This is a genomic window from Actinoplanes derwentensis, from assembly GCF_900104725.1.
In the GTDB taxonomy this organism is placed as follows: Bacteria; Actinomycetota; Actinomycetes; order Mycobacteriales; family Micromonosporaceae; genus Actinoplanes; species Actinoplanes derwentensis.
On the sequence record NZ_LT629758.1, the window covers coordinates 6,688,391 to 6,714,687 of the forward strand.

Consider the following 26,297-nt stretch of genomic DNA (forward strand, 5'->3'; position numbering starts at 1 on the left):
CTCAGGATCTTGATCAGGTGCTAGCGGGTCTGCTAGCGATAGCAGGGCGAGGTGCTAGCGCTAGCAGCCCTGGAGGTGTCAGTCCTTGGCCCGTTTGCGGTCACGCTCCGCGATGGCCGTGAGGAGTTCGTTGTGTTTGATGCCGCGCCGGGTGGCGGCCTTGCCGTCGATGCGCTTGCCGACATCGGCGACCTTGATCGCGCCGTGCGGCTTCAGCGCGGTGGTGAGCTGGGCGGCCTCCCAGCCGCCGTACACGTCGGGCCGCAGCTCGGCCAGCGCCGTGCACAGGGTCTCGTTCCATGCCGACTTCTCGTCGCCGGGCCACACTCGTGCCAGGTCGTCCAGGACGCTGTACTGCGGGCCGGTTTCCCGGTCGGTGGGGAAGGTCGGGATATTGCCGGCCGCTGTGCGCAGAGCGATGGCGCGGGCCACGATCCGGGCGGCGGCGTTGGTGTCGACGTAGTACGAGCGGACCGCGACCGCGCCGGGGCCGAAGCCGCGCAGGATGCCCCAGCCGGCCTCGTCGACCGGCCGGAACACCGTCGCCCGGTAGCCGTTCTTGTACGCCGACGTCCCGAGGATCATGTCGTTCGCAGTCTGGTCGGCCACCGACAGGCAGAACCGGGAGTTGACGTTGCGAGTGATGCCGGTCGGCAGGCTGTCCTTGTCCGGGATCTGCGTACCGATCAGGATGATGATCCCCAGCGCCCGGCCGAGCTTGATGACCTTCTCCAGGATCTCCCCGGCCTCTTTGCCGTACTTGCTGGTCATCAGCTCTTGCAGCTCATCGAACCAGGCAACGAGCGGGTGTAGTCCGGACCCCTTCAGAGATGCCAGCTCGGGCGTGACCTTGTTCTCGGGTGCCTTGCCCATCCGGGCGTAGTGCTCGATGCGCTTGCTGCGGCGGCGGGCCTCCTCATACAGCCACTCGATGAACGCGAAGCACTTGGCGAGGGTTTCGTCGTCGAAGCCGTTGCCGTACTCGGCCATCACCGGTTCCAGGACGGCGAAGTCCCCGACACCCTTCAACTCGTAGCCCCGAATCTCGGCGCGCGGGTCCAGGGCGGCGGCGAGGATCAGGTCGCGCAGGGCGAACGTCTTGCCGGATCCGGGCTGTCCGCCGAACAGGAAGTTGCGGTACATCATGTCCACCGTGACGGTGTCCAGGCGCGGGGTGGTGGCGAACGCGAACGCCTTGAACAGATCGACCTTCGCCGACTCGGCCAGCAGCGGCCACGCGGGCTGTTTCATCAGCGACGCGGGCTCGTAGCCGACCCACAGGGCCAGGCGGCCGGTGTGACCAGGCGCGGGCTCCGGCCACACCTGGTCCAGGGGTAGGCGCATCGCTGAGGCGAGCTTGCCCCGCCGGGCGATCACCTCGGACGCCTCCACCCCGAACGGCAGATCCACGATCGCCAGGTGGCCGGGGCCGTCACGGTGGATGTCGACCGGGAAGCTGATCGCTTTCGCGTCCTTGGCCACCGCGGAATTGATAGCGGCCATCTGAAGAGACGTGAGCGCGCGGCGCACCAGCTCGGCCGTGAGCTTGCGGTACCGGGTGCTCTCGGACACCCGGTCGGTGAGAGGTTTGTCGGCCGGGCGGCCCCGCGTCGCCAGGAACGGCACCACCAGGGCGAGGGCGACCCACCGCCACCAGACCGGCGCGAACGCCAGCACGGCCAGCGCGGCCACGATCGCCACCACAGCGGCGGCGAGGATCCACCAGCGCCACACGGACTGCCGCTGACGGCGGGCGTCGAGCTTCAGCCACAGGTCGGCCTCACCTCGTGACGCGGCGGCCTGCCGCAGGTCCCAGTTGCCTTCTTCGGCGGATGCCCAGTGCAGGGACTGGCCGATCCCCCGGAACAGGCCGACTGGCGCCCACAGAGCCGTTTTCGCGGCGTACTTCGGTGACCGGACCGCGTGATAGGCGATCACGTACCCGGCGTCTTTGGTCTGGTGACGGGCGGCGGCCGTGAAGCCGCGCCACGACCGTGCCCAGTCGGCGAGGATCGGCCGGCGCTCGCGCTGCCGCAGGCGGATCTCCTGGGGGATGTCCTCGGCCGTGTCGACCGGGCCGCCCTCGGTGGCCGGGCGGTCGTCGACCGTCTCGGCATCGTGGTCCTGATCCTCGGCGACCTCGGCCGGCGCCGCGTCGCGGGCCGTTCCGGTCCGGCGGGTGCGTGCCTCGGCCAGGTCGACCACCTCAGCCTCGGCGATCTGGTCGAAGTCGTCGGGTTCGTGGTGGGGGTGGATGCTCACGATGTCTGTCCTCCGGTCTCAGGCGGCGATCACGAGCGCGGCGACGAACATGAACAGGTAGTGGAAGGACTGATCGAGGGCGTACGAACCGGTCCCGAGCGACGGGTTGTCGTCCCGGCCAGGACGCGGCGCGCCGAGGGCGTGGAACTGGCCCGCGCCGACCAGGTCGGCAAGGCGCTTGAGCGGGGTGCGCCGGTCGGCGATGTAGTGCGTGACCGCCGAGATCGCGAGCCCGATGGCGACCTGGCCGGGGTTGAGGTCCGGGTCGGTCGACAGCGCCACGACGACCAGCGCGACCAGGCTGGTCAGAGTGTAGGTAGCGACATGAGCGGCACAGGCGATCCGGCCGGGCCATCCCAGCAGGCCCTTGCAGTCGGCCTGATACTGGGTCTGAATCCAGTGGTCCGCGACCTGGTGAGCCACGTACAGGGTGACGAAGACAGCGGCGAATGGACCGGTCATGATGGGGGTCTCTCCAGAGGTCTGGTGACTGACAGGAGGGCCGGTGACGCGGCACTTGCTTGCAGGCGTGGGGCCGCGTCACCGGGCGAAGCTAGGCAGCAGCGAGAGCAGGCGTTTCCGCAGCAACCGGTGCAAACGGTGACGCATCGGTGACCCGCTGAGCGGGCAGATGACGCCGCGCGGTCGAGACGGACACACCGGCCCGAGCGGCGATCTCGGCGATGGTCGCGCCGGGCAGTTTCGCGGCGGCCTTGGCCACGTTCTCGGCTGACGCGGGACGCGGCATGACACGCGGTGTAGCGGTCTTTTTGACCTCCGGAACCGCAGCGACCGGAACGGGCGCGACGGCGGACACAGGCACCGTAGAAGCTACCGGAGCGGTCACCTTGGCGACGGCCGGAACGATGGGTTCGGTGGTGCGTCGCGCGGTCGCCAGCAGCGCCCCGGTGGCCATGACCATCAGGCCATCCACGGCCAGCGGGCCGAGGTGCGCGGTCACCGCGTCCTCGCCGTAAAAGCGCAGCAACCCGGCGAGATGCTTGTACGAGACGAGCGCGGCCACCAGGGCGACCGGCAGCAGGCCACCGAACCGAATCGCCATCCAGCCCTTGCCGGACGGCCACACCACGCGGGCCAGAATCTCGGTCACCACAAACAGGGCGACCGGCCAAAAGATCGCGCCGACCACCGCGCCGGTCTGCGGGGTCCACGCTGCCGGGGCGTCTGCGGGCGGGACATAGGAGTGCGCGACGTTCGCGGCGATAGAGACCGTGCCACCAAGCGCGGCACCGATATAGGCCCAGACCCGGCCCGAGACAGTCGGTTTACGCATCACGCCACCGCCTTCAATGTGACGGGCCGCGAGGCCAGCTCGGCGGCGACAGTCAAGGCACGGGTCTCGGCCCTACGGAAGCGCCGCCAGTCCAACTCGGACGGTCCGCCGCGGTCGGTAGCGATGATCAGGGCGATTGCAGCGTCCAGTACGTCCAGCTCAGCGGCGATCAGCGGCCACTCGGCCTCGATCCCATCAAGCTCTGCTGCCGACGGCTCGTCGCCGTTCTGGTGATGAAGCCTGCTCACGAGATGTCCTCCGGGATGGGGCGCCAGCCAGGCAGCCATAGCTACGCCAGCCAGCGACAAGACACGGATGTGACTTGAAAGTCCCCCTGAAGGGACTTTTTCGTCCCCGAAAGCATGGAGACTCATCAGTCCCTATGTCAAGGACTGATCCGTCCTCAATACGGACTGAGGAGTCTCCTTGCGGGGACTCATCCGTCCCCGCACGATGGAAGGCATGGAGATGGCAGACGTGCTGAGGCAGCGGCGAGCGGAACTGGGCATGTCTCAGACCGACCTCGCGGCAGCCGCTGGCGTGGACAAACGGCAGATCAGACGCTACGAAGCGGGCGAGCAACAGCCTGTGCTCTCGGTCGCCGTGGCGATCGCAAACGCACTCAAGATTTCGGTCGGCGAGCTAGCCGGCATCCCGAGCCACAAAGTGAATCTCTCCGGCGACTGGTGGGCGTCGTGGCAGACGTTCAAGGATTCGGAGGAGGTCATCACCACGCAGGAAGTACAACTCCGCCAGCAAGGCGACCTGATCAACCTTCAGACCACCACCCGCGGAATCTCCATCGAAGACGGCGGCTACCACTGGCGCGGCGAGCTGCGCGTCTGGGACAACGAAGTCCTCATGGGGTGGTACGTGGCTGACGACGGTTCGATCAGGTCCAAGGGCACTTTCTACTTCGTGCTGCACCCGCACGGTCAACGGCTTGAAGGCCGATGGGTCGGCCTCAGCCACGACGGAAAGATCGTCACCGGGTACGGCGGCATGGCCCGAACCGAGGAAGACGCCCGCGACACGATCGCCGCACTCCGCGAGCAGGAGATATCGGCATGAATGACGAGGTCTGCGAGGTCATCGTCACCGCACCCGAGGCCGAATGGCTCGTCGAGTTCACTCGACGCCTGGTCATCGACCGGATCGCCGCCTCGGGCCACAACATCACGCCCGTCCGGTCCATCTACCGATGGCAAGGCGAGATCTACGACAAGGCGGAGGCGCGGGTTGCGCTGCACACGCGGCGCAGCCTTGTGCCCCAGATCATCGAGCGGGCAAACCGCGAGCATCCGTACGAGGTCCCGTGCGTCGCCGCAATGACGTTCGACGGCAATCCCGCCTACGTGCAGTGGGTTCTAAACGAAACCGATGCTCCATAACCGCGGAAGGAACGGCGTCACACTAGGGCAGCCGTAAATACGGCACCGTGCGTTGCACGCTCATCACTGATCCACTTCGGGCGGCGAGGGTGCAACGTACGTTCCACGATGAGCCACGGTGAAGACCAGGCCAAGCTCTCGAAGAACTGCCACGGCGCGGCGCACGGTCCCGCGCGCAACACCGAATTCCTGGACGAGTTGCAACTCGCTAGGAATGGGTCGGTTCGGCTGCCAATCCGCACGCTCGATCCGCTCGGCAAGAATCTCGGCGAGCTGACGGTAGGGCGGAACTGGCCCATCCGGTTCAATCACATCGTCAGGCTAAATGACCTACATCGACCAAAAAACCTCAACTACATATTTGTACGTTCATGAACATGCTTGTACAAGAATGAACATTGGTGGGTTAGTTCAGTTTCCACCCCCTCGGAGGGAACACTTGAAGCAGATCCCTATCAATGACGTCGCGTTGACCTGCGGCCCAACCGAAGAGATATCCGCGTTTAAGCAGATGTGGCGCAGTCGATGACCGGAAGCTTCGACGAATCGGTCGAGCTGAGGCACGAGCCAGACCGGCGCAACTACCTTTGCCTGGCTTGCGAGACGGCGTGGCCGTGTAATCCCGCCAGGGAACAGCTCATCGCGTCGGTTGGCGATGAGCCGTTCCTGCTGCACGTCGTCATGTGGAGCGAGTTCGATCAAGCCGCAATGGGGCCTCTGCGTAGCGAGCCAATCGGAGCTTTGATCGAACGATTCCTGCGCTGGATCCCAGTGCGAGGCGGCGGCTCGAATGACGCCGAAATCCGGAGACGGCCAGCCGACCGGCGGCCAGGGGTGCCTCCTGTTGCGGGAGACAGCCCTGGCCGCCGGCATCCCTGCCGGACCGACAATCCGAAGGAGTGACCATGACCGTCACCACCGAGAACCTGTCGCCGATCTTGGATTACGACGCGATGGCCAACGTGCTCGCCAGCACGATGGGCGCCCACGGCTTCCTGTTCGTCGAGGACCCGATGGTTCCGGCCCTGTCCGCCGCGCTGCGAGCCTTCGTCGCCGCAACCGGCCTAGCGGTCAACCCGTCCAACGAAGACGACAGCGACAGACGGGCATTGTCTCCCCTGTCCCCCGTGTCCCCGCCGTCCCTCAACGCTGATTGAGCTGCAAAACGAAAGGAGACAGGGGGATAACGATGGCGCGTGAAGGTCTGGGCAGTGCCGAGAAGGCACTGCCCAGACCTTCACGTGGTGACGACCGGTGAGAACCGAAGGCCCCCGAGGGGTGCAAGACACCCTTGATCTTGGTGTGCCCCAAGAGAATTTCCTGAGGGCGGGCGTAGGACTCGAACCCGCCGCGACCGACGGGTTATGAGATCAATAGATCGTTGATCTAGCTGCTCGGATGTCCGCTGAACTGTGGAAACGTCAGCCAAGATCTGACAGTGTTTTGCTGCCTCGGCGGACTTCGCGCGGACTACTCGATCTTGTCGCCGCGCGCTCACACGCCCGCCATACCGGGACCGGCACCCGCATTGACTGAGGGCGCTGCGCTCGGCAACTACCGGCACCGCCGTAACCGCAGTGTTCGATGGCAAGTCGCGAAGCGGCGCGGCAGTCTTGAACGGTCTTCAACCCTTGAGGGGATTCTCTCCGGGTGCCGGCATGTAGCAAGGACTGCTGATAGACACCGTCACGTGCTGTAGGTCCATGGTGGTGGTGATGGTCGCAACATGCCGGGTGGTCGGGTTGGTCGCGTCCAGGTTGCCGCGCGTCCCGTCCGCGAACGTGCTGTTGTCAGTTATCTCCCAGCCTTGTTCTTCCAGAGAGGCTTTGATGCGCTGGAGGGCGGCGGCCTGATCGGGGGGTGCCACCTTGAGGTTGCCGCCAGCGGTGAGGTACCAGCGGTCGTCGTCGGCGAACTCGCCGTTGGCGCCCATGCACGGTGTTGGAGTGGTCTTCCAATTGATCAGTTCGGTGCCTGCTGCGCCTGCCACGTTGTCAGCGTCGGCGGTGACCTGCTGGGTGATCTCCGCGAGGATTGCGGTCTGCAACGGCTCATCCTTATCTGTCGGGTCGTTGGTGGAGCAGCCTGCGGCCAGGGTCAGTGCCGTGATCAAGGCGAGTGCCGGGATTGCGATATGTCGGCGTTTCACTGTCACGGGGCCTTCCCATAGAGGTGGGCTCGCTCGTAATCACCGGTGATGACGGCGACCTGCGCTTTCAGGATGTTCCGGCCGGAGTCCCAGTAGCCGCTGTGGCCGTGGCTGTCAGCGTGTAGTACCTGGCCGCCGAATGCGGGGTCGTGCGGTGCCGGCCCGTGGATGAGCTTGACGGCTTCCGCTCCGCCGATGCCGAGCCACGACGAACTATTCTCCGGGCGGGCGACGAAGTTGTCATCGCCCGCGGCAGTCGCCCACGTGTGGGCAGCGCCAGTAGTGAGCTGACCGGCGTTGTCCACTCGCATTCCTGGGCTACCTGCGGCAATGACATCGTCGGCAGCGAAACCGCTGCCGGGGCGGGCGGCTTCGCCGACAACAGTCGACCCGTAGCTGTGCCCGATCACGGTCACGTGTGTTGCCGGCCCCTCGTGACCGGCACGCAGCCCGTCGACGAAGCTGTCCAACGCCCTGGCACCGGCCTCGCTCTTTGCGCCGAAGGGGGCGGTGACGACATCAGTGCCGCTGCCGCCACCACCGGGAGTGTCGTAACCCAGCCAGGAGATCACCGAAACCGAAGTGCCTGGGTACAGCGCTCCTGCCTCGTTGTGTAGCGACTCCGCCCGGCGAATTTCTTTGCGATACTCGTCGAGTTCTGTGCCGACACCGGGAACGACCACGGCAGTGTGCGCCGAAGTGTCAGGGTTGCCCAGCGCCACAATCGCCTGGCCATCACCGGTGGTGTCTAAGCCGAGCAGATACATCGAGGGCTGGCCGTGTTCGCCGTCCTCCAACCGCCCGAGCAGGTAGATCGCCCGGTCGTGCTGGCTGTTGCCCTGATCCCTGCCTTCGTTGACGTTGTCACCGATGTAGTCGCGCAGTGCCAGCCGGTTGGCGGTATCCCTGTCAGCGGCGGGCACACCGTCGAGTGCGCCGAGCCGGTCTGGCCAGGCGGTCAGGTAGATCTGCCGTTCGTCCGCAGACAGACCGTCCCACCATGCGTTGACCGCCACGGGATCGGTGCCGGCGGCCGGAATCTTGTCTTCGGAAAGGCCCAACACACCGGCAGCGCTCCGCGCGCCATCACTGGCCGCACCGTACTCCCACGCCTCTTGGCCGTAAGTTGTCGCCTGAAGGTCGCCTAGAGCCCGCGCGACCTGGTCGTCAGCCGCAGTAGCATCCGCCAGGATCCGGGTGAACAAGTCAGCGAAGATGCCAGCGTTCTGCACGTTGCGCTGATGGATCAACTCTCGGTCTGGGTCATTACGCATCGCCGATCCCAAGTCGGGCGGGAAGACCCGACCTTCGCGGTCGACGCTCAGCCCGGCTGCGACAGCGCCTTCTACCGCCGCCTGAAGCTGTCGTTGAAGCTGGGTGAAGTCCTCGACAGCTCGGCGTAGGACAATCGCCGCGGTGCGGCTACGCAGTCCGGCAACCTCGAACTCGTCGTCAAGTGCTTCGACACGGGCGAAAGCAGCGGTGGCCGCCTCACCGGCCCAGCCCGAGGTTCGCAGCGGAGCGATCAGGTTATTCACCGCATCGCTCTCCAAGGCCTCGCACAACTCGGCGACACGCTGCCACTCGTCGGCCGCTGCGCTGAGCTGATCGATCCGCGCATCTCTGAGATCGGTGTAGATGAGCACCGCTGACTACCGTCCTCGTATGTCGAACAGTGCCGCGTTGGCGTGGTCGGTGTGTCGGTAGTCGCGCGCACATCCGTTCAACGCGTCGCCCATAGAACCTAGATAGGTGGCGAACCGCGTGGCGTCGTCGTTCCACGCCCACATCAGCGATTCCAAGGCTCCTCGTGTCGACCACCCGGGCAGGCCGGCCATCGCCACTTCGGTCTCCGGCTCGATGTTCCTGCTGCTTTGTCGCAGTCGGTCTTGCAGCTCGTCACACGCACCGGCCGCTGCTTCCAGGATCGGCGGATCGACCCGCACTTCACCACTGACTACCATGCGCCGGAATCTATCAACGCGGTCCCAGACGAACGCCGCCATCGTAGGGCTCGAGCGTCGGCTCTATGGCCCGCAACCTCGGTAGCAGTGCCACTTCGCTCCGGAAATCTCACATTTCGCAGACGAGGAGTTAGCCGGCGCGCTGGCCGATGCCGGCCGGAGGCCGCCAGCAGGCCGAGCGCGTCCGGCCGCAAAGGAAATCTAGGATGAGGCGCCATCCGATGCGAACTCGCGGCGGCTAGGCTTGATCAAGTCGCGTACGAGGTCAGACCGACTGCTGAAGTCTCGTGCGGTCCGGCGAAGTTCCTCCGGCTGCTGTACTTCACTGCGGTACGGCATACCTCGTCATCGACTATGAGTCTGGCTACTCACCCTGAGTATGCACGGTCTGTTGCAGGTCGGTGAGACGGCGCAAGATGAGGTTCGTTTGTTGTTCCATGAGGCCTGCTCTCTCCAAGCTCAGATCTTCGAAGTTTCCGTGCGCCGCGGCGTTGCGAAGGCCTCCACACTGCTCCAGATCTTTGACGTCTTGCTTCGTAAGGAGATCCGCCTGCCTCAGAGCTGTGGTCAGCGTGCTGAGCGTCGGGCGATCTGGGAGCGGCACACCTCGAGCATCGCCTACCGCTCGAAGTGCTATCTCAAGGGCTGCGCCACACAGAACGATGGGTGCTGCCGGATGCGCTAGCCGATCCTCAAGAAGCCGACGAACCTGCACCATGACGTCGGTACTAACTACGCCGACTTCTTCCCACCCACGAGAACCGACGATCTCGACCACGCCAGCCTCTACCTGATCGGCCCAAGCTAGAAGCAACTCGCCGATAGCCCGCGCGCCCGACTCAGGAGACTGGTTGTCGCCCTTGTTGAGGTAGACGGCATTTGCTCTCTCAGTCCAGAAACTGTCAGCACCGGCGTATTGCCGCAAGAATTCCATCGCTGCCGCTGCCCGCGCAGCGATGCGGGGCGCTAGTTGTGGCTCAGTTGCAGCCCACCAGCCGCCGTACTCACTGGACTTCCAGCTCATGTCTAGCTGGAGCTCGGCCGCCTGCGCTCTCGCGTACCCGAGCACTTCTCTAACACGTCGCACGACTTCACAACCTCACGGGGGGCGAACCTGGTGGGGCGCGAGTCTACTGTCCACTGGGAAGACCCAACTAGCTCAGTCGTTCGCCCTTGCCCGACTTCTCGACCGTCTCATAGTCGCGTTCGTGGACGAGGACGACCAATGCCTCGACGCCCTGCTCGTTGGCGAAGCAAACCGGATGCGCCAGTACTACGCCTTCCACTCGGACATCCCGCACGAACGGCACGTACCGCAGTCGCTCACCCGCTCTCTCGATCGCGGCCAAGTCCCTGTCGATCTTCTTACCGCAGATCCAGCATGTCCGTCGGTCCACAACGCCGACTATGCCATCAGCACTTAGCGATCAGAAAGCCATCGACCACGCGGAATGAGAGCGACGTTGTCACACCCGGCGCATACGCTGCCGGCTGTGGGAGCAATCGACTTGGCACCAGGAAGCATCCTGACTCGTAAGGAACGCCGCGACCGATGGGGTGGCTCGATCCAGGGCGGGATCTTGCCATCGGCTGAGACGCCGAACGTGTTCGTCTACTCCGACCGGGACGAGGGCGAAAAGTGGGGCTACGACTTCGACGGCTGGTCCACGGACAGGTCGGTCTTCTTCTATACGGGCGAGGGTGCCGAGGGCGACCACACCTTCACTTACTGGAAGAATCAGGCTGTCTTGGCTCACAAGGAGGCCGGGCGTGCCTTGCACCTATTCATCGCGGCCAGCGGCAAGCAGCCTGGCGGCAAGCTACACCGCTACGTCGGTGAGTTTGAGGTGGATCCGGGCTTGCCGTATGTCCGCGAGGATGATCCGATCCGAGAACGGTCCGTAATCGTCTTCCGGCTGCGCCCGCTGGGGACCGTTGATCGCGCAGAAGCCGATCTTGCCGGATTTCCCGATGTAGAGCAGACCGCGGAGAGCTCAGTGGTTCCAACTGAGGCCGGCGACGCTGAGAGCTTCGACCGCTCGCCGCCTACGGGCGGCAAAGCCCTCCGGCGAGAGACTGGACTCAGCAAGCGCTATGAGCACTATCTCCTCGACAAGGGGCACAGTGTAGGCCGGTGTCGGATTCGCCCGCCTGGTGAAATCAAGTATCTCTTCACGGACCTGTACGACTCAACGGCAAATGAGCTGTACGAAGCCAAGGCCGTCTCCACCCGTGAGGCTGTTAGGTGCGCGATCGGCCAACTGCTCGACTACCGCCGCCACATCGAGTCGAAAGATGCTCGCCTCGTGGTGCTTCTCCCCGTCCAGCCGGCAGGTGATCTCCTCAGCCTCATACATAGCTGTGGCATGAGCTGTGTGTATGAGATCGCTGAAGGGGCATTTGACCGTATCGATCCTCCCGCCTGACCGTTCGGCAACCTCCATCCCAGAAGCCCGAGTGCTCTCTCCGGAGGCTCGGGCTTCGTCGTGAGCCATGCCGGCTGCGGCTCACCGGCAGCCGGTCGGGGTGGAGCCCCGCTGGGGTAGCGCGGCAGGCCACGGCCAGGCCGCGCGGACCGCGCAGCGAGCCGCCTTGATCGCAAAAAGAGGAATTCAGCAGTATTGCGCCGGACTCGTATGTACCGGACTCGTATGTCTCGATCTACGGACGCTTCTAACTGCAACGAGGTCCCAGAAGAACGCCGCGCTGGTAGTTCTCGCCGAAGGTCACAGTTGTAGGGCGCTACCGATGCGGTCCCAGGCGAAATCGCCTATTTGTTCGCCGAGTCCCCCACCGTCCCTTGACCTGGACAGGCTTCGGGACTCGGAGACTCAGACCGGCTGAAACAGAGTGGCTGTTTCAGCTCATGCGATCCACTCTGGGACGAAACGGTCTGGGTCCCACCGCTTCTTTGGGTCGGCCGGGTTGACCTTGACTGAGATCAGAGCGGCGTTCAGGACGGCGCGTCTCTGCGAGACGTTCATGCGCTCCCAGCGGGCGTACATCTCCTCCAATGTTCCGATGAAGCCCCGGAGCACATTCCGGCGTGACTCCCGCGCTTCGGCCGCCCGGTTGCGTTCGAGTCGCTGTTCGATGATCACGCGGACGGCCATCCATTCCCGGCGAGTGATCTTCTTGTGCGCCCAGTCACGGGCAAGGTCTTCTAGCTCCTGCTCGTCATCCTTGATGGCGTCCGACGCCTCAGATCCGAGGGCTTGCTGTGAGCGCAGCAACGCGATGAACTCGGGAGAGTCCAGCGCCACGATCACAAGATCACGGATGTAGTCATCGGTCCGCTTCGTGTTCGTCGCTGTCTTTCCGCAGGAGTCGTAACCGGGCGCGTTGGAGCACACATACCGCGGCACGCCCGACCGGGGCCGGCCGACCAGTCGCGCATTGCAATGGCAGATCAGCAGGCCGGTCAAGAGGTAGCTGTTCACACGCCCTGGTTGGCGAGTCAGCCGGTCAGGATCCGTGAGGATCGCACGCACCCGGTCAGACTCCTCCGGGTTGATGATCCCCGGCCACACCGCATCGGCAACGATGTCGCCGATGATCGGCCTCGTCGTCTCCCAGTTGCTTCGCGGGGTGTGCTCTCGGCGACCGCTGATCCTCGCGCGGCAGAGCAGTTGCCGCAGGCTGGTGACTTTGAAGCTGTTGCCGGCCGTTGTGGTGATGCCGCGCTCGGTGAGGTCGCGGACGATGCTGGCGAGAGATTCCATGGCCAGCACGCGGCGGACACACTCCCGGATGATCTCGGCCTCATCGGGGATGATGGTCACCCGGTCGGCCTCGTAGCCGAACGGCCGATGCCCGCCTCCCGCGACCTTTCCGGCCTCCGCAGATTGCCGCCGCTGGCGTTTCTGGCGCTCGGCCTTGTGCTCGGCCTCGTGCCGGGCAGCGGCACCGAGCATCCGGGCGACCAGGCGGCCGGTAGGCGTACTGAGGTCAACGTCCCCCGTCACCGTGGCCAGCTCGACACCGAACTTGTCGGCAAGGTCGATGACGTCCTCCAGCTCGCGCGGCGACCGGGTGAGCCGATCGACGTGCCAACCAACGATCGCATCGACATTCCCGTCCCGCACATCGGCCAGCAGCCGTGACCAGGCCGGTCGGGGTGCTCCCGAGTAGGCGCTGACGTCGTTATCGGGGTAGACCTCGACAACAATCCACCCCTTGCGCTCACAGAGCACACGGCAGTCTTCCTCCTGGCGGGCGACGCCCAGCCCAGCCCCGGCCCGGTCCTGACTGATTCGGCAGTAGATCGCAGCACGCATGACATAGACCATACGTGATGGGTCACATAATCCGAGCCTCGACTAGCAGTCAAATACATTCCCGTTTAACTACAAATATTTCGAGTTGGACGCACATCCTCTGCGCCACGCAACGGAAGCCAGATACCGCCCTGAACCAGGATCAAGCAGTAGCAATCTTCTCAGCGAAGATCTCGCGAGCGCGCGCCACCGCCCCACTTCCGGTAGCGCGGCCCCAGGATCGCGTCAATGGAAAGATGCGCTCCGCGCGAGTTAATTGTGGTGCCGATTCAGATTATCCCCTACGATCAACAAACGTGCGAAACGTTGGCGAAGCAACCTTCATGGGCCAGTGGTGGCTACCGGGCCAGAACAAGCGGCGCAGTCCTGGCACGCTGATAATGGGAGATCACTCCCCGGAACTCAGCCTATCCAGTCTAAGCGATATGAGCATCAACCATATCGACGACACTACCTGGCCCGACATCCCGATCATGCACGGAGCCAGCATGGGGAATTGCCTTACTCTCCTAGATGTCCTCACAACTAAAGTGTCATCAAGTCTCGGTAGCCGATCAGAAGAAACACGCAGTACTTTTAACGTGGGAACCGCACTAGTCGGCCAAAGTCACCTCAATAGCACTGAGGAATGCCGCTTCAACCACGCCAGCATTCAACTACCAAACTTTAATGAATGGGTAAACCGATCCCCATATCGCTGGACTTTTTCGAATTCGACTACAGCAGTTGAGCTGGCACCCCTTCCGCCACTTAGGGCAGACGTTGACGGATGCAAAATTACCGCATGGAGAAGCACGACCTCTAAAATAGGCCGACTCTCAAGTGCTGGATTTACGAGCTACGAGGTGATAGAACTTCGGCTCGACGAGCGGCTACCACTTGAAGAAATCGAGTATCGCTACATTCGGCCACTTGAGCAGCTTATAAGTCTCGCGACCGGCACCTCCTGTCAGGCCTTCAATATCGAGGTCGGAATCTATGATGACCCTGAAGGAAATACGGCTGAACCGTCGATATCTTCCTACGCCGTCCGTCGCACCAAAACAGATATGGAAATGCAAGAAGACGCAAAGATCCGACAGCACATGCGCTTCGGAATGAACTGTAAAGAATTCCCGCCGAATATTGAGTTTCCGGAGCTCGTACCGAAGTGGTTTTCCTTGCAAGCAAAAATCAGCACGGTTTGCGATCTAATATTCTCGGGGCGCCAAAAATCCGGCGGATACTTGCAACAGAAGATGTTCACTATCGCGTCTGCTCTTGAGGGACTTCATCGTGGCCTAAACCCGGGATACGAGAAAAAGTCCCCCGCCGAACGCGCCCGCAATAATGCGATCATCGAAGCGGTGCACGACACGCTCCCCCAACACCGCAATTGGCTTAAAGACGCAATCGCATCCGCCCACCGCAAAACTTATTCCTTTCGCATTCAGGAGTTGCTCAACAAAACCGACAACCTAATGAGCGAAGTTGTTGGGAACGAAGTTGAGTGGACCCGACAATTAACTGGAATCCGAAACGGCATCGGGCATGTGCTCGCAAGCCAAGACAAGAAGACAGTCGAACAGGTTTTTGCTATTCTTCAATCGGCTCAACTACTCGCCGAGATGATCCTATTGCGTGAACTTGGGTTCTCCACTCATGAATGTCGTCGCAGTTTTGAACACCATTGGGAAATAAACAGCGCTAGGCATCACGTCAAAAAGGGATTCCCGGAATGGTTTACAGGATAACTTCAGCCAACTTCACTATGAGCGAGGCATCTCCAACGGCTGTTCAGATATTGCACGCCACAGCGGATAGATGACGTCGAGATCACCCGTGGCCGGAGGTTGCGCCATCACCTATGGTGAAAGCATGTTCGACGACTTCGGCAACCTCGGTGATGGAATTGGCGGATTTGCCACGGTATTGCTTGCTGCATTCGCGTTCATGGGCGGCAAGTCCGCGCTCAACGACTGGCGAGAGCGCCAAGAAGCCGAGAGGAAGAAGGCCGAGGAACAAGCTTTTCAGATACGCCTCGACCGGGAACGCCATCAAATCGGCTGGAGTAAGGGGATGCACACGGTCTACAGGCTGTCTAACGTGACGAACCCCGAGGAGATGACGCAGGCCGTTGAGGAACTGACCTCAGGAAGACCATGTGAGTACGCGATCATCCGCGTCGAGCGCTCCGCCAGCCGGGCCGGCAACCTCCGTCGGTGGATTGACAGCGACGGGCACCTCGCGCATCCCCCGACGGACGCCGAGTATGAGGTGCTCGCGGCCAGCCGTCCGCCGGTAAAATTCGGGTGAAGATCACCGTTGGCGCGACGGGCACAGCGGTACGCCCACGGGTCATATAAGTCAGGCCTCGTCCCCAACGGCATGACCTGCCCGGTCGGCGTGGCGAAGACAGTCTGATCAGTCGGTCGCCTTCGGGTGTGCAGGACCTGCGGCGACGACCCAGACGATGCGGCGGTCCGAATCAGGGCAATACCAGATTCGGCCGCCGGCAGTCACTTCGTACTGCCACTGTTCGAACCGTTTGCCGCCGACCTCGCGGTAGGCGAGAGGCCCATAGAGTCGATGCTGCCGCGCCGGATTGATCGGCGCGGTAGGTCGCTCGCTCAGAATGATCCACGCCTCCCAGGTACTGGATCTAGCCGTCTGGCAGAGACTCTCCCAACCTTTCGCCGCCTCAGAGGTGGCGAATCGCGCCTCCCAGCCTCCCGGCTTTCCCGGAGGCGCCACGCGATCCCCACGCTTAGCGCTCGTCGTCGTCGTCCTCCAGGGGCGCGGGGACAACACCGAGGTCATCGTCGACCGGCCCGCTCAACTGACGAAGAAGATCGGGTTCGGCATGGATCACGGCTGTCGCCTTCCAGCCACGGAGCAGGTCGGCGAGCACCGACCACTGTCCCAATTCCGCGGAGATCCGCGCCGCCCGGGTGAACTCGACGACGAATTGCGGGATGGACTCCGGCGGCAGAAGTCCGAGCCACGGAAACTCCTCGCTCAAGGATTCGGCAGCCGTCTCCGGAGACACGTGAGCAAGAAGATTTCGGAGGGCCCGGACCGTTGCGACGGCCCCCTCACCGGATGCTGCCATCCGGTCCTAGCGTGTCAGTAAGAGGTCGGCGCCATCACGACGACGAACCCGCACGTCGCCCGCATCAGCCAGCGCAGCGACGCCTTTAGGGTCACGCTGCAACTCGCTCCACTGCACTTCCTTGAGCTCCGGCATGCTCTGAATCCTGAACTTCAGAACTATCCGCAAGGACGACGCTCGTCAGCGAGTCTCGCACTGGCAATGGTGATGTCGCCGATTCACTCTGAGGATCGAAATGGTTCGACAGGTGCCGAAGCAGTCCTCAGCCCCTTCAAGAGTCGCGGGACCGGGTGATCAGGGCGCGGCAAGGGGGACGTCCAGGATTCACGCTGGCGATCGAAAAAGGTCGACATGCGACGAAACAGGACACAGACTCGGGAGGAGCGGGAGTGGGAGGTGGACGATGTCGCCCCGATATCAAGATGACGAGCACAACACCTGGGAGCTTGCTGAAGGGCTGCTTCAGCAAGCCAAAGCGATGATGCGGGAAGCCGAGAGCGCGATGGAAGCCTGGCGCACCGGCAAGGAGATGAACCGGCTGCGGTGTGAGCGCCGTGGCATCAGTCAGTCCGACGCTGAGATTCGTTATTCGGCGTCGGCGAACGCCAAGAACGCGATCACCAACAACAGCTTCCACGTCGGGCTCGCGACGATGTACTACAACGCCGCGTCCGCGAATTACGCGCGTGCCCTGTATCTGCACGCGCGAGACGGAGCCCGTTTCTAGCTCTCGTCGAGGTCGACGGCGTCCTGCGTGGTGGCGGGCGGGCGGGGCGGGTCGGCCAGGGCGGGCGACGCGGGCACCGCGAGGGCGAGGCCGAGGACCGCGCCGGCGCCGATGAGGCGCAGGCCGGCGAGTGAGGCGGCGAGAGTTACGGGACGGCGTTCGGACTTCTCCATGCAGTTCTCCTAACCGGGCCGGGCCATCACGATGCCAGGCCAACCTGAGATACGGCTGTGCATGCGCCGGTGACGCCGGGCACCATGGACAGGGTGGAGATCGCGACCGAGACCGAGCGAAAATACGACGTTCCCGAAACGTTCGAGCTTCCTGACCTTGTCGGGGCCGGCGAGATCGCCGGCACTGACGGCGCTGAGACCCATGATCTCGACGCCACCTACTTCGACACCGACGACCTCCGGTTGATGAGAAATCGCCGGACTCTTCGCAGACGTAGCGGCGGTCACGACGCCGGCTGGCATCTGAAGACGCCGGGTGACGGGGTGGGCCGCACCGAGCACCGGCTGAACGGCGACAGCGAGACGGTGCCGGACGAACTGGTCGGCGTGGTCCGGGCGATCGTCCGGCGCAGCCCGCTGGCGCCGGTGGCCCGGCTGCGCACGCACCGGGTGGAGACACCGCTCAAGGACGCCGGGGGCCGGACTCTGGCGCTGGTCGCGCAGGATCAGGTCCGCGCGGAGTCCGCCGGGGTGGAGACCGTCTGGCAGGAGGTCGAGGTCGAGTTCGTCGCCGGTGACCCGGCGGTTCTCGACGAGGTGGAGCAGCGGTTGTTCGCCGCGGGCGCCAGCCCGGCCGAGGGCCCGTCGAAGGTGTCGCGGGCGCTGGCCGACCGCCTGGCCGCGGAGAAGGCGAAGGCCGAGGACTCCGGGAAAAAGGCCAAGCACAAGATCAACCCCGTGGCGGTGTACGTCGGGGAGCAGCGCGACGCGATCCTCGGCCACGATCCGGGTGCTCGTCAGGGCGCGCCGCGTTCGGTGCACCAGATGCGGGTCGCCACCCGTCGTCTGCGCAGCACGCTGAAGACGTACCGGCGAAGTTTCGGAGAATCGGACCTGCGTGACGAGTTGCGCTGGCTGGCGGCGGTGCTGGGCGCGGTCCGCGATCCGCAGGTGCTGGAGGAGAAGCTGCTGGGCCTGGTGGAGGAGGCGGGGCCGGAGTTCGCGGCGGCCGCCGACCGGGTTCGGGCGCATCTGGATGACCGGATCGCGACGGGCCGGGCGGAGCTGGCGGAGGCCCTCGACTCGGATCGCTACCTGGATCTGCTGGATCGGGTCGACGAGTTGGTGGCGCGCCGGCCGCGGACCGCTGACCCGGTGAAACGGGCGCGGAAGGTGCTGGCGAAAGCGGACGTGAAACTGGACGCGGCCCTGGAGTCCGGCGTCGAGGAGAAGATCCACGAGTCGCGCAAGGGCTTCAAACAGGCGCGGTACGCGGTCGAAGTGCTCGCCCCGGAGCAAGGCCGACCGGCGAAACGGCTGGTGAAGGCGCTTACCGCGTTGCAGGACGGGCTCGGCGCGTACCAGGATTCGAACGTCGCCCGTGGTGTGTTGCGGGAACTGGGTACGGACAGTTTCCACTTCGGAGTGCTGTACGGACGGCAGGAGCAGGTCGGCCGGGACGAGCTGGCGAAGGTGCCGGAGCTGGCCCGGAAGGCCCGCCGGCGGAAAGTTCGCCGAGTGTTCTGATCTCTCTGGTTGTGGTCTTGGTTCACGCGGGTATGAATCGGAGTCATGCAATCCGAGTTCGACTTACGGGCCACACCGCCCTATGAAGGTCCGATCGCCGAGCTGAACGGTTACCGGGTCGTCGACGACGAGGACGACGACCCGCGTCTGCTGAACGCTGACGGCATGCCGGTCGACACCTGGCGCGAGGATTACCCGTACGACGAACGGCTGTCCCGTGCCGAGTACGACCACGACAAGCGCCTGCTCCAGATCGAGCTGCTGAAGCTGCAGAACTGGTGCAAGGACACCGGCGAGCGTCTGCTGATCTGTTTCGAAGGACGTGACGCGGCCGGCAAGGGCGGCACGATCAAGCGGTTCATGGAGCATCTGAACCCACGTGGCGCCCGGGTGGTGGCTCTGGAGAAGCCGAACCCGCGCGAAGAGAGCCAGTGGTACTACCAGCGCTACATCAAGCACCTGCCGGCGGCCGGGGAGATCGTGCTCTTCGACCGGTCGTACTACAACCGGGCCGGCGTGGAGCGGGTGATGGGCTTCTGCAACCGCAAGGAGTACCTGGAGTTCCTGCGGCAGACCCCGGAACTGGAGCGGATGCTGGTCCGGTCCGGGATAAAGCTGGTCAAGTTCTGGTTCTCGGTGACGAAGGGTGAGCAGCGGACCCGGTTCGCGATCCGGCAGGTGGACCCGGTCCGGCAGTGGAAGCTGTCACCGATGGACCTGGCGTCGCTGGACCGGTGGGACGACTACACCGAGGCCAAGGAGGCGATGTTCTTCTACACCGACACCGCGGACGCCCCGTGGACGGTGGTGAAGAGCAACGACAAGAAGCGGGCCCGGCTGGCGGCGATGCGGTACGTGCTGAACCGTTTCCCGTACCACGGCAAAGACCCGGAGGTCGTCTCCGCGCCGGACCCGCAGATCCTCGGCCCGGCCTCACTCGTGGTCGAGAACACCGAGGACTCGCCGCTGATATTCCCGCGCCTCTAGGTGATTCAAAATCATTGGCGCCCTCTCCTGATCGTGGATAACGTGGCCGTACACGTGAAGGGAGGTGGTCCAGAGTTGAGTAGCACTGGGACTCGTGAGGTGGCTGTCCGCTAGCCGCTGTCCTTGACAGCTTTGGTTGTTTTAAAAGAAGTCGAGACCGTGTGGCAGCGGCCCGGCAAAACCAGACAGCCACCCGACCCCTGGGGATCCGGCCTAGTCCGACCGGACCTCGCTGCTTGCGGCGAGGAAATCCCCAGGGGTCGCTTCATTTCCGGGAGTTCAAGATGCGCGAGTTGGTGGTGCTGGGCACTGCTAGCCAGGTTCCCACCCGGCATCGCAACCACAACGGGTACCTGCTGCGCTGGGACGACGAGGTGATCCTCTTCGATCCGGGCGAGGGCACCCAGCGGCAGATGCTGCTGGCCGGAGCCCCGATGACCCCGCTCAAACGGATCTGTATCACCCACTTCCACGGCGATCACAGCCTCGGCCTGCCCGGCATCCTGCAGCGCATCTCGCTGGACCGGGTCCCGCATCCGGTGGCGGTCCACTATCCGGCCGGTGGCCAGGAGTTCTACGACCGTCTGCGGCACGCCACCAGCTACTGGGACAACGCCGAGATCGTGGCGGAGCCGGTCGGCGCCGGATTCACGGTGGAGACCTCAGCGGGGCGCCTCACCGCGCTGCCGCTGGCACATTCGATCGAGACGTACGGGTACCGCCTCACCGAACCCGACTCCCGCCGGATGGTTCCCACCCTGCTGGCCGAGCGTGGTGTCAAGGGCCCGGCCGTCGGTGAGTTGCAGCGGGCCGGGCGGCTCGGCGACGTGACGATCGAGCAGGTCAGCGAGGCCCGCCCCGGTCAGAGTTTCGCCTTCGTGATGGACACCGGCCTGTGCGACAACGTCTTCGAACTGGCCCGGGGTGTCGACATGCTGGTGATCGAGTCGACCTTCCTGGCCCAGGACGCCGAGATGGCCGCCCAGGTCGGGCACCTGACGGCGGGGCAGGCGGCCGTGGTGGCGCGCGAGTCCGGCGTACGCAAGCTGGTCCTGACGCATTTCTCGCAACGCTATCCGGACCCGGACCGCTTCCTGGAGGAAGCCGCCAAGGAGTTCGACGGCCCGGTGGTGCTCGCCGAGGATCTGCTGCGCGTGCCGGTGCCGCCGCGGGGCTAACGTCAGACCATGACCGTTCTGATCCGCCCGGCTGATGACGGGGACGTGCTTGCGGTGGGTGCGTTGCACCATCGTTCGCGGGCCGCCGCCTACGCGCATCTGATCCCGTCCGAGACGTTCGCCGCCCGTGGTCCGGAGGCGATGGGTGCCTGGTGGCAGGAGCGCTGGAAGTGGGAACGGGACTCGCACCGGATGACCGTCGCCGTCGACGACGGTGAGCTGGCCGGATTCACCTATGTGGGCCCGAGTGAGACGCCGGGCGCGGTCGAGTTGTACGCGATCCACGTCGCCCCGGACCGGGTCGGCACCGGGGTCGGCCGGCAGTTGATGGCACACGCGCTGACCGAGTTGGCCCAGTTGGGCGAGGCTCGGGCGGTGCTGTGGGTGTTGACCGACAACCCGATAGCGCGGCGCTTCTACGAGCATGGCGGCTGGAAACCGGACGGCGAGACCAGGACCGCCCCGGTCAACGACCGAGATCTTCCCCAACTGCGCTACTCCCGCGCTCTGATTTCTTAAAGCGCTACTCCCGCGCTCTGATTTCTTAAAGATCTGATTCCCAGACTGCTGTCGAGAAGACCACTCGACAACAGTCCAACACCATCCGGTCACGGAACGCCTGCCGCGGTGGGGTGCGGCAGACGTTCCGTGACCTTGCTGGTGGGGCGGGAACACGCGACCGAGTGAATGCGGGGGAACCTGTGATCGCGTGTTCCCGCCCACCGCCCCGCCCGAACCGGATGCGCCTGGCCGGAGGCGCTCGATCAGCGGAGGCGTGCCGATCTGGGATCCGGTTCTGGAACGGGTCTGGGCGCGGGATATCGGAACGCTGGCGGGGCGAACCGATGTCACCGCTGGGCGACGTCGCCCGGGCCGGGAAGCCGTGCTTGCCGGGGGACGGTCAAGCATCTTCAGCGACGTCGTGTATCTAGCTTCTAAGGATCAACTGCCGTCACGCCGGTACCTCCGGAAGTCGTCGTTGCGGTGGTGCGGGCCGGTGGCGTACCGGTTTCCGATCTCCTCCACTCCGGACCGTCGTCCGGGGAGTTCCCGCATGCTGTTCAGGTCGTGCCGCATCGTCCACACGTCGCGCCAGGGACGGCGTGCCACCGCCTCGGCACGTTCGGCCAGCTTCCGGGCCGAACAGGGCCAACGCCAACCGCACCAGTCGCATCTACCGTCCGGGCCGGCGGTGTGCCGCCCGAGCATCTGCTGTGCGTCCCGCCACAACAGACGGTCCACGATGCCGGCGGGTGCCGAATCGTCGACGTCGACCATCCCTACCCCTTTGTCCGCTTCGCCTTCACCTGATCAGTCCACTTAGTCCACTTCGTTCGGGAGGGGCCGATAGCACCGTCCCGACACATACAACCGCGACGGACCACGACCCGGTCGGACTGTCTGTGCGACTGCGACGACTATCAGTGACGAGCACAGCGTTCGGCCCCGCTTCGCGGCTGCGAAGCGGGGCCGGGAACGGGTGGCCTAGCTCAGGTGGGCCAACAGATCCTGCCTGGTCAGGACGCCGGCGGGCTTGCCGTCGACCAGGACCATCGCGGCATCGGCTTTCTCCAGGAGACCGACCGCCTCGGCGACCGGCTCACCGCCACCGATCATCGGCAGCGGGTCACCCATGTGCCGTTCGATGGTGTCGTGCAGGTGGGCCTGGCCGGTGAAGAGCGCGTCGAGCAGCGCCTTCTCCGAGATCGAACCGGCGACCTCACCGGTGACGACCGGCGGCTCGGCTTTCAGGACGGGGAGCTGGCTGACGCCGTACTCCCGCATGTAGTCGATGGCGTCGCGCACCGTCTCGGTCGGGTGCACGTGGATCAGCGGCGGGATGCCCTCCGCCTTGCCGGCCAGGGCGTCGGCCACGGTCGGTGTGCCCTCCTGCGTGCGGAGGAACCCGTACCGCGCCATCCATTTGTCGTTGAAGATCTTCGAGAGGTAACCACGGCCACCGTCGGGCAGCAGCACCACGATCACGTCGTCCGGACCGGCCTTGCGGGCCACCTCGAGCGCGGCCACCACGGCCATCCCGCACGAGCCGCCGACCAGCAGACCCTCCTCGCGGGCGAGGCGGCGGGTCATCTCGAAGGAGTCCGAGTCGCTGACCTCGATCACCTCGTCGGTGACACTGGTGTCGTACGCGGTGGGCCAGAAATCCTCGCCCACACCCTCGACCAGGTACGGCCGGCCGGTCCCGCCGGAGTAGACGGAACCCTCCGGGTCGGCGCCGATGACGCGCACCTCGCCCTGCTCCTTGAGGTAGCGCCCGACACCGGTGATGGTGCCGCCGGTACCGACGCCCGCGACGAAGTGGGTGATCTTCCCGCCGGTCTGCTCCCAGAGCTCGGGGCCGGTCTGTTCGTAGTGCGAGCGTGGGTTCGCCGGGTTGCTGTACTGGTCCGGCTTCCAAGCGCCCGGGATGTCCCGGGTGAGCTTGTCGGAGACGTTGTAGTAGGAGCGGGGGTCCTCCGGGGCGACGGCGGTCGGGCAGACGACCACTTCCGCGCCGTACGCCCGGAGCACGTTCTGTTTGTCCTCACTGACCTTGTCGGGGCAGACGAAGACACACTTGTAACCGCGGAGCTGTGCCACGAGAGCCAGGCCGACACCGGTGTTTCCACTGGTCGGCTCGACGATCGTGCCGCCCGGTTTGAGCAGGCCCGCTTCCTCGGCGTCCTGCACCATCCGTAACGCGATCCGGTCCTTGACCGAGCCACCGGGGTTCATGTACTCGACCTTGGCCAGCACTGTGGCACTTATGCCGTCGGTCACGCTGTTGAGTCGGACCAGCGGAGTGTTACCGATGATCTCGACGACGTTGTCGTAATAGCGCACGACTCACTTTACGCCCAGCGTCGGCCCGGTCCTCTCCCACTCCAGGAACCGCTCGGTCTCACTGAGGATCGTGCCGGCCAGCCAGGTGACCGCGACCGCGTCGTCGATCAGGCCGAACACCCAGAGAAACATCTCCGGGACGGCATCGATCGGGGACACCACATAGGCAGTGGCGGCCGCCATCAACGCCAGGCGCATGCCCCCGTCGTACTCCCCCTTGGCGGTGGCCCGCATCATCCGTGGCAGGGCACCGAGCCGCTGGCCCAGCGAGGGCCCACCCCGGGTGCCCGAGCCGAGTGCTCGCGCCAGCGCGGTGAACGCCGCCGCGCGTTTCAAAGTCTTGGCCATCAATGTTCCCCTCTCCGCCACTCAAGCATGACGTGGCTGCGCCAGAATTGCCCTCTCGGGGATGTGGCTACGCCAGAAAAGCCACTCGCGCTCGCGCGTTAGCCTCGAATTCCGACAGCACCCGCCGATCTTGGGCGAGCCGGATGGTTCCCTTCGAGCGACAACGAGGGAGACTATGAGCATCAACGACGTGACCAGGCCCATGACCAGGACCCACGAAAACGTGACCCGGGTCCGCGGACTGACCGAGACGGACCTGCGACGGCTCCGGACCGCTGGCCGGGTGGTCGGCGCGGCCGGCGGGGCGGTGGCCGGACTGACCGCGCTCTCCGCCGGGCTGCTGCTGCGGCAGGCCGCGGACGCCCGCCGGGTGATCCCGATGGCCGAGGCCCCACCACCGCGCGGGGACGGCGTCTACGGCGCGAAATTCGGTGGGCGGCCACTGGTCCTGGTGATCCTGGGTGACTCCACAGCCGCGGGTTACGGCGTGCACCGTCCCCGGGAGACACCGGGCGCCCTCTTCGCCACCGGCATCTCCCGCCGCCTGCGCCGCCCGGTCCGTCTGCACCGGCTGGCCGTCGTCGGTTCCGTCTCCGCGGGCCTCCCGTACCAGGTGGACGTCGCCCTGGAGTACGAACCCGACATCGCCGTCATCCTGATCGGCGGGAACGACGTCACGCACGCCTCGGCCCGGCCCGCCGCGGTCCGCCATCTGGGCGACACGGTGCGACGGCTGCGGGTCATCGGCTGCCGGGTGGTCGTCGGCACCTGCCCCGACCTCGGTGCGATCAAGCCGATCAAACCGCCGCTGCGCTGGCTGGCCCGCAGCTGGAGCCGTGATCTCGCGGCCGCTCAGACCGTCGCGGTGGTCGAGGCCGGCGGTCGTACGGTGTCACTCGGTGACCTGCTGGGCCCGATGTTCGAGGCTGATCCGATCCGAATGTACAGTTCCGACCGTTTCCACCCGTCGGCTGAGGGGTACGCCAGAGCGGTGTCGGTGATGATGCCGACCGTGCTGGCTGTGCTCGGCACCGAGGACCCGGTGACCACTCCGGTCGCCGAGGACGTCCGGGCTCTGTCCGAGGCGGCCGACGAGGCGGTCCGCGCGCCGGGTACCGAGGTGGCACCGGTCGGGCGCTGGGCCCGAATGCGGAAGTACCGTTGGTTCAGCACTCGTTCCACGGCCAACGTCGGCGGTGACCCACAGGGCGGGGCCGTAGGCTATACGCCAGAGGATCATCAGGTCGGCTGACCCCGGGAGGCGGACATGGCTGGGCTACCGGAACGATTGGCCAGGGCCGCGGCCACGAGTCTGCTGGCCGGGGCGGTGGGCGGAGTCGCCCTGCTCACCGGCGAGCTGCTCGCCGCGCGGTCCCGGCGTTATGCCAAGCCGACCATGGGCCTGGCACTGCGCACGTCGATGGGCCCACAGAACGCGCCGTCGCTGCGCCTGGTGCTGCTCGGCGACTCGGCCGCGGTCGGTGTCGGGGTGGAGTGGCTGTCCGACACGGTCGGCGGCCAGCTCGCCCGGCTGATGGCCGACGGCGGACCGGACGGTGGACAGCGGCATGTGCTGCTCTCCAGCGTCGGGGTGGCCGGCTCCCGGTGCAGTGACCTCGCCACCCAGGTCGCGCGCTCACTGCTCGGCGATCGGCCGGATGTCGCGGTGGTGCTGATCGGGGCGTACGACGCCGCTTCCGGCCGCAGTCCCGAGGACGCGGCGGGTCATCTGGGTCAGGCGGTCCGGCGGTTGCGCTCGGCCGGTGTCCAGGTGGTCGTCGGCACCTGTCCTGACCTCGGCGCCGCCCGTTCGATGGCGCCGCCGCTGCGGCAGATCGCCGGGCTGGTGGGCCGGCGGATGGCCCGGGCCCAGGCCAAGGCGGTGACCGAGGCCGGTGGGGTGGTGGTCGATCTGGCCGCTGAGACGGGTGCGGTCTTCCGGGCCGATGCCGGGACCCTCTGTTACGACGGGTTCCACCCGTCCGCGGACGGTTATCGGGTCTGGGCACACGCCCTGTATCCAGCGGTGGCGAAGGCGGCGTCGTTCCGGTCGGCGTGACGTTTTTCCCGTTCACCGACACTTCT

30 protein-coding genes are annotated in these 26,297 nt (G+C 65.2%); 13 read left to right on the top strand and 17 right to left on the bottom strand.

Annotation, left to right across the window (positions count from 1 at the left end):
* Nucleotides 1-78: 78 nt before the first annotated feature.
* The 4 genes from BLU81_RS29260 to BLU81_RS29275 all read right to left on the bottom strand — a co-directional run bounded on the left by BLU81_RS29260 (nt 79) and on the right by BLU81_RS29275 (nt 3,804).
* On the bottom strand, nt 79-2,262 hold the full coding sequence (locus BLU81_RS29260) for a P-loop NTPase family protein (protein WP_157751835.1): 2,184 nt from the start codon (nt 2,260-2,262) through the stop codon (nt 79-81).
* Nucleotides 2,263-2,280: 18 nt separating this feature from the next.
* Nucleotides 2,281-2,724: a DUF3307 domain-containing protein gene (locus BLU81_RS29265; protein ID WP_092548322.1), complete on the bottom strand. Its 444-nt coding sequence runs from the start codon at nt 2,722-2,724 to the stop codon at nt 2,281-2,283.
* A gap of 91 nt (nt 2,725-2,815) precedes the next feature.
* Nucleotides 2,816-3,556 (bottom strand): hypothetical protein, encoded by a 741-nt coding sequence (locus tag BLU81_RS29270; RefSeq protein WP_092548325.1) that lies wholly within the window; start codon nt 3,554-3,556, stop codon nt 2,816-2,818.
* Nucleotides 3,556-3,804 carry a DUF6284 family protein gene (locus BLU81_RS29275; protein WP_092548328.1) on the bottom strand — a complete coding sequence of 83 codons (249 nt, stop codon included), beginning with the start codon at nt 3,802-3,804 and terminating at the stop codon, nt 3,556-3,558. Before BLU81_RS29275 ends, BLU81_RS29270 begins: the two co-directional genes overlap by 1 nt.
* A 214-nt stretch (nt 3,805-4,018) precedes the next feature.
* On the opposite strand from BLU81_RS29275, the gene BLU81_RS29280 reads away from it, so the two are divergent.
* The gene (locus BLU81_RS29280; protein ID WP_197685999.1) at nt 4,019-4,627 is read left to right on the top strand and encodes a helix-turn-helix transcriptional regulator; all 609 of its coding nucleotides are present in this window, start codon (nt 4,019-4,021) and stop codon (nt 4,625-4,627) included.
* Entirely contained in the window at nt 4,624-4,947 is a 324-nt protein-coding gene (gene cutA, locus BLU81_RS29285) for a divalent-cation tolerance protein CutA (RefSeq protein WP_092548331.1), read from the top strand. The genes BLU81_RS29280 and cutA overlap by 4 nt, the downstream gene beginning before the upstream one ends.
* Before the next feature lie 63 nt (nt 4,948-5,010).
* Here the strand turns inward: cutA and BLU81_RS29290 are convergent, their stop codons facing one another.
* Nucleotides 5,011-5,259 (bottom strand): GntR family transcriptional regulator, encoded by a 249-nt coding sequence (locus tag BLU81_RS29290; protein ID WP_092548334.1) that lies wholly within the window; start codon nt 5,257-5,259, stop codon nt 5,011-5,013.
* Between the two features lie 593 nt (nt 5,260-5,852).
* Here BLU81_RS29290 and BLU81_RS29295 point away from each other — a divergent pair.
* Entirely contained in the window at nt 5,853-6,104 is a 252-nt protein-coding gene (locus tag BLU81_RS29295; protein ID WP_157751836.1) for a hypothetical protein, read from the top strand.
* 467 nt (nt 6,105-6,571) lie between these two features.
* Here the strand turns inward: BLU81_RS29295 and BLU81_RS29300 are convergent, their stop codons facing one another.
* The 5 genes from BLU81_RS29300 to BLU81_RS29320 form a co-directional block, all read right to left on the bottom strand.
* A complete protein-coding gene (locus BLU81_RS29300; protein ID WP_157751837.1) occupies nt 6,572-7,102 on the bottom strand; it encodes a hypothetical protein in 531 nt (176 codons plus the stop codon).
* Entirely contained in the window at nt 7,099-8,742 is a 1,644-nt protein-coding gene (locus BLU81_RS29305) for an alpha/beta hydrolase (protein WP_092548343.1), read from the bottom strand. Before BLU81_RS29305 ends, BLU81_RS29300 begins: the two co-directional genes overlap by 4 nt.
* A gap of 6 nt (nt 8,743-8,748) precedes the next feature.
* A complete protein-coding gene (locus tag BLU81_RS29310) occupies nt 8,749-9,060 on the bottom strand; it encodes a WXG100 family type VII secretion target (protein WP_092548346.1) in 312 nt (103 codons plus the stop codon).
* A gap of 364 nt (nt 9,061-9,424) precedes the next feature.
* Nucleotides 9,425-10,084 carry a hypothetical protein gene (locus BLU81_RS48675; RefSeq protein WP_157751838.1) on the bottom strand — a complete coding sequence of 220 codons (660 nt, stop codon included), beginning with the start codon at nt 10,082-10,084 and terminating at the stop codon, nt 9,425-9,427.
* A 130-nt stretch (nt 10,085-10,214) separates the two neighbouring features.
* A complete protein-coding gene (locus BLU81_RS29320; protein WP_092548352.1) occupies nt 10,215-10,457 on the bottom strand; it encodes a hypothetical protein in 243 nt (80 codons plus the stop codon).
* Nucleotides 10,458-10,553: 96 nt separating this feature from the next.
* Here BLU81_RS29320 and BLU81_RS29325 point away from each other — a divergent pair, with 96 nt between their 5' ends.
* Complete coding sequence (locus BLU81_RS29325) at nt 10,554-11,486, top strand: restriction endonuclease (protein WP_157751839.1); 933 nt, start codon at nt 10,554-10,556, stop codon at nt 11,484-11,486.
* A 438-nt stretch (nt 11,487-11,924) separates the two neighbouring features.
* Here the strand turns inward: BLU81_RS29325 and BLU81_RS29330 are convergent, their stop codons facing one another.
* Nucleotides 11,925-13,337, bottom strand: coding sequence for a recombinase family protein (locus BLU81_RS29330; RefSeq protein ID WP_092557816.1), 1,413 nt, complete (start codon nt 13,335-13,337; stop codon nt 11,925-11,927).
* Nucleotides 13,338-13,633: 296 nt separating this feature from the next.
* Here BLU81_RS29330 and BLU81_RS48680 point away from each other — a divergent pair, with 296 nt between their 5' ends.
* Nucleotides 13,634-15,070, top strand: a complete 1,437-nt coding sequence (locus BLU81_RS48680; protein WP_157751840.1) for an ApeA N-terminal domain 1-containing protein — start codon at nt 13,634-13,636, stop codon at nt 15,068-15,070.
* A gap of 124 nt (nt 15,071-15,194) precedes the next feature.
* Nucleotides 15,195-15,632, top strand: a complete 438-nt coding sequence (locus BLU81_RS29335; protein ID WP_092548358.1) for a hypothetical protein — start codon at nt 15,195-15,197, stop codon at nt 15,630-15,632.
* A gap of 451 nt (nt 15,633-16,083) precedes the next feature.
* Here the strand turns inward: BLU81_RS29335 and BLU81_RS29345 are convergent, their stop codons facing one another.
* Nucleotides 16,084-16,365, bottom strand: a complete 282-nt coding sequence (locus BLU81_RS29345) for a hypothetical protein (RefSeq protein WP_092548364.1) — start codon at nt 16,363-16,365, stop codon at nt 16,084-16,086.
* A gap of 69 nt (nt 16,366-16,434) precedes the next feature.
* The gene (locus BLU81_RS51640; protein ID WP_269460916.1) at nt 16,435-16,563 is read right to left on the bottom strand and encodes a hypothetical protein; all 129 of its coding nucleotides are present in this window, start codon (nt 16,561-16,563) and stop codon (nt 16,435-16,437) included.
* 268 nt (nt 16,564-16,831) lie between these two features.
* Between BLU81_RS51640 and BLU81_RS29350 the strand changes: the two genes are divergently transcribed.
* Nucleotides 16,832-17,155: a hypothetical protein gene (locus BLU81_RS29350; RefSeq protein WP_092548366.1), complete on the top strand. Its 324-nt coding sequence runs from the start codon at nt 16,832-16,834 to the stop codon at nt 17,153-17,155.
* On the opposite strand, the gene BLU81_RS49310 is transcribed toward BLU81_RS29350, so the two are convergent.
* On the bottom strand, nt 17,152-17,328 hold the full coding sequence (locus BLU81_RS49310; protein ID WP_172890647.1) for a hypothetical protein: 177 nt from the start codon (nt 17,326-17,328) through the stop codon (nt 17,152-17,154). The two genes, BLU81_RS29350 and BLU81_RS49310, sit on opposite strands and share 4 nt — an antisense overlap.
* A gap of 93 nt (nt 17,329-17,421) precedes the next feature.
* Between BLU81_RS49310 and BLU81_RS29355 the strand changes: the two genes are divergently transcribed.
* The 4 genes from BLU81_RS29355 to BLU81_RS29370 all read left to right on the top strand — a co-directional run bounded on the left by BLU81_RS29355 (nt 17,422) and on the right by BLU81_RS29370 (nt 21,539).
* Nucleotides 17,422-18,855, top strand: a complete 1,434-nt coding sequence (locus BLU81_RS29355) for a CYTH and CHAD domain-containing protein (protein ID WP_092557818.1) — start codon at nt 17,422-17,424, stop codon at nt 18,853-18,855.
* A 45-nt stretch (nt 18,856-18,900) separates the two neighbouring features.
* Nucleotides 18,901-19,842: a polyphosphate kinase 2 gene (gene ppk2, locus BLU81_RS29360; protein WP_092548368.1), complete on the top strand. Its 942-nt coding sequence runs from the start codon at nt 18,901-18,903 to the stop codon at nt 19,840-19,842.
* 284 nt (nt 19,843-20,126) lie between these two features.
* Nucleotides 20,127-21,020, top strand: a complete 894-nt coding sequence (locus BLU81_RS29365; protein WP_092548371.1) for a ribonuclease Z — start codon at nt 20,127-20,129, stop codon at nt 21,018-21,020.
* Between the two features lie 9 nt (nt 21,021-21,029).
* Nucleotides 21,030-21,539: a GNAT family N-acetyltransferase gene (locus tag BLU81_RS29370; protein ID WP_092548374.1), complete on the top strand. Its 510-nt coding sequence runs from the start codon at nt 21,030-21,032 to the stop codon at nt 21,537-21,539.
* Nucleotides 21,540-21,962: 423 nt separating this feature from the next.
* Here the strand turns inward: BLU81_RS29370 and BLU81_RS29375 are convergent, their stop codons facing one another.
* From BLU81_RS29375 to BLU81_RS29385, 3 genes are all read right to left on the bottom strand, one after another.
* On the bottom strand, nt 21,963-22,298 hold the full coding sequence (locus tag BLU81_RS29375) for a hypothetical protein (protein ID WP_092548377.1): 336 nt from the start codon (nt 22,296-22,298) through the stop codon (nt 21,963-21,965).
* Between the two features lie 207 nt (nt 22,299-22,505).
* Nucleotides 22,506-23,864, bottom strand: coding sequence for a cystathionine beta-synthase (locus BLU81_RS29380; protein WP_092548380.1), 1,359 nt, complete (start codon nt 23,862-23,864; stop codon nt 22,506-22,508).
* A 3-nt stretch (nt 23,865-23,867) separates the two neighbouring features.
* The gene (locus tag BLU81_RS29385; RefSeq protein WP_092548383.1) at nt 23,868-24,212 is read right to left on the bottom strand and encodes a YkvA family protein; all 345 of its coding nucleotides are present in this window, start codon (nt 24,210-24,212) and stop codon (nt 23,868-23,870) included.
* Nucleotides 24,213-24,414: 202 nt separating this feature from the next.
* Between BLU81_RS29385 and BLU81_RS29390 the strand changes: the two genes are divergently transcribed.
* Together BLU81_RS29390 and BLU81_RS29395 are read left to right on the top strand one after the other, a co-directional pair.
* On the top strand, nt 24,415-25,464 hold the full coding sequence (locus tag BLU81_RS29390; RefSeq protein ID WP_092557820.1) for an SGNH/GDSL hydrolase family protein: 1,050 nt from the start codon (nt 24,415-24,417) through the stop codon (nt 25,462-25,464).
* Between the two features lie 15 nt (nt 25,465-25,479).
* Entirely contained in the window at nt 25,480-26,271 is a 792-nt protein-coding gene (locus tag BLU81_RS29395; protein ID WP_092548386.1) for an SGNH/GDSL hydrolase family protein, read from the top strand.
* The last annotated feature ends 26 nt before the right edge of the window (nt 26,272-26,297 follow it).